The following is a 2525-nucleotide window of genomic DNA, read 5'->3' as shown; positions in this document are numbered from 1 at the left end:
TCCCTGAGGACATGGCCCCGAGGGACACATCCCGTCGGGGCGGGGCGGTCCTCGTCGGGGCGCGGGGAGCCGCGCTGTCCGCCTCTTCTCCCCTCCCCCGGCACGGAAACGGTTCAGCTTGCTGCCGCGTCCCGTTCCGCAAGGACCTGGTCCCGCACCGCCAGACGGCGGAGCATTTCGAGGACTCGGTCGCGGGCCTCGTCGGCGGCGTCGATCGCCTCCATGCACTGCCAGTACGTCGACTCCTCACCGGCGGCGCTGGCGAGGCCGACCAGGGCGATACCGACCTCGCCCAGGAGGCCGCCGAGGCGGGTGAGGGAGTCATGGGCGTCGCCCAACTCGGTGAGCTGGGCGGCGCGTAAATCGCCCACCCCGAGCGCGGGGGCGCCGAGTATGCCGCAGCCGCTGCCGGCCAGCTCGGTCAACCCCAGAGCCTCACCGCGTAGTTCGGGTGGTCCGGAGACGGCGAGGCGGCTGCCGATCGCCTGCGCGAGGGCGTACGCCTGCCATGCCTCCGCCATCAGTTGAGGTTCCTCGACGCTGCCCGCCAGAGCGCGTCTGCTCGCCAAGATGAGCCGCACCGCGTCCATGCGCTGCTCCCGACTGTCCCGACGCGCTCTCACACGTCCCGCCCGACCTCTTGTCTGTTCATTACCCACAGTGAGGGCGACTGAGACAGAAAGCCAGAGGAAGCCTGAAATCTGTGGATAACAAGTCGGCAGAGCACCGCATTTCGACTACGTAGAGTGATATGCGGGGTGTTGTGGCTCGGCTTCACGGGCCTTCCGGCGCCGGGAACCTCCGTTCGTTGCGGTCGATCTTCGCGTCCAGTGCGGCCAGCGGATCGATGTCCAGCACCTCGCACAGCTGGAGCAAGTAGGCGAGGACGTCGGCGACTTCGTCGGTGACCCGGTGTGCGGTGTCGGGGTCCGACATCACCCGGGCCGACTCCTCGGGCGTCAACCACTGGAAGATCTCGACGAGTTCGGATGCCTCGACGCTGAGAGCGGAGACCAGGTTCTTCGGGGTGTGGAACGGCGCCCAGTTCCGGGCGGCCGCGAACGCGGCGAGGCGGCGCTGGAGGGTGGGGACGTCGAGTCCGTCCGGGGCTTCAGGATCTTTCACGGTCCAGGTGTACCACCGTCGCCCCGGGGACCCCTGCGGCCCAGGACGCGTCGCTCACCGCGCCCACCAGCCGGATGTGGCCGCGTTCACCCATGCGGGCTGCCACGCCCAGGAGTTGGGCGCGCTGGCGGGGGTCGAGGCAGCGGTCGAGGCCGTCGGCCAGGACAGTCAGGGTCTGGAGCGCCGCCGGGACCTCTGCGACCGGGTCGACCTCCAGTACACCGGGGCCGGTGAACAGCACCAGGGTCAGGGCGAGATACCGCAGCTCGCCGTCGCCGAGGAGGGCGAGGGGTGTCCGGATGCCGTCACCGCGGTCGAGCACCGCCCGCACCAGGCCGGGGCCGACCCCGCGCCCATGGCCCACCCCGGTCCCGTTCCCCTGACCGGGTCCGTTGCCGTGGCCAGGTCCGTTGCCGTGGCCAGGTCCGTTGCCGTGGCCAGGTCCGCGACCCCGTCCGTGGCTGACTCCATGACTGCCTCCGTGGCCGAGCCCGCGGGCAGCCCTGGGTGCGTCCCCCTGGCCGTTCCCGCCCGGGGCGGCTTCGGAGAGGAGGTCGGCGACCGGTCCCGCGCAGCCGTCCCGGACCGCCGCTACGAGTTGCGCGTGGCGTCGGCCGCACTCCGTGCGCGTGCGCCACAGCACGTCGGCGAGGTTGTCGCAGCCACGCAGGAGACGGCCGGAGCCGAGCGGTACGGCGGCGCGCATACGGCGGGGACGGGGGTCGCAGGCGAAGACCGAGCGGAGGGCAACCACCATTTGTTCGGCGGCGGCGAGGACCCGGCGCTGGCCGTCGGTCTTGCCGGCGACGCGCAGGGGAAGCAGGGCGGTGCCGAGGAGGTCGTCGGGCAGGGGGCCGCGGGTGACGGGGGAGGCGCCCGCGGTGTGCCAGGCGGCTTGGACGACGGGGCGACTCGGGTCGACCAGCGCGGTCTCCAGGAGAGTCAGCCCGCCGGAGGTCAACCGCTCGCCGACGATCCGGAGTTCGGGTTCGACCTGGACGGCGATGTCGAGCCGGATGGGGCCCTCGGGACCGTCGGCGGTGCAGCCGAGCCGGAAGCCGCGTCGGCTCTGGGCGTCCGGGCGGGCCTGCTCGGGCACGCAGCCGTGCGGGTCGGGGAACGCCTCGTCCAGACGGGCGCCGCCGCCGAGCCGGGCAAGCGCCTCGTACGCCCTGAGCGCCGTCGTCTTGCCGCTGCCGCTGGGTCCCGTGAGGAGGGTGAGTGGGCTGAGCGGGAAGGCGGCGTTGCGATGGCCCGCGAAGGCCGAGAGTCGCAGTTCGGTGACGCTCGGGCGCTCCGGGCGGACACCTGCGTCGGCGCCGGGCCGCACCGGCGGCGAGGGTGACACGGTCATATGCGGACCGTAGAGGGCCCCGCGCCAGCCGAACCGTTCCACCACG

The 2525-nt window shown here is 72.6% G+C and carries 3 protein-coding genes; all 3 read right to left on the bottom strand.

Translation table 11 applies throughout. From position 1 onward, the window contains the following. Positions 1-113: 113 nt before the first annotated feature. The 3 genes from AOK15_RS37445 to AOK15_RS47975 all read right to left on the bottom strand — a co-directional run bounded on the left by AOK15_RS37445 (position 114) and on the right by AOK15_RS47975 (position 2479). Positions 114-590 (bottom strand): DUF6099 family protein, encoded by a 477-nt coding sequence (locus AOK15_RS37445; RefSeq protein WP_055523174.1) that lies wholly within the window; start codon positions 588-590, stop codon positions 114-116. Positions 591-774: 184 nt separating this feature from the next. Further along, positions 775-1125: a nucleotide pyrophosphohydrolase gene (locus tag AOK15_RS37440; protein WP_055523172.1), complete on the bottom strand. Its 351-nt coding sequence runs from the start codon at positions 1123-1125 to the stop codon at positions 775-777. Next, entirely contained in the window at positions 1112-2479 is a 1368-nt protein-coding gene (locus tag AOK15_RS47975; RefSeq protein ID WP_240508775.1) for an ATP-binding protein, read from the bottom strand. Before AOK15_RS47975 ends, AOK15_RS37440 begins: the two co-directional genes overlap by 14 nt. Positions 2480-2525 lie beyond the last annotated feature (46 nt).

Origin of the sequence: Streptomyces ossamyceticus (assembly GCF_001418475.1) — a bacterium.
In the GTDB taxonomy this organism is placed as follows: domain Bacteria; phylum Actinomycetota; class Actinomycetes; order Streptomycetales; family Streptomycetaceae; genus Streptomyces; species Streptomyces ossamyceticus.
This window is presented reverse-complemented; position numbering and strand designations above follow the sequence as displayed.

What these genes read in the sequence shown, in the direction of transcription:
- AOK15_RS37445 (WP_055523174.1), bottom strand. Translation starts at nt 590, where the DNA reads ATGGACGCGGTGCGGCTCATCTTGGCGAGCAGACGCGCTCTGGCGGGC.
- AOK15_RS47975 (WP_240508775.1), bottom strand. Translation starts at nt 2,479, where the DNA reads ATGACCGTGTCACCCTCGCCGCCGGTGCGGCCCGGCGCCGACGCAGGT.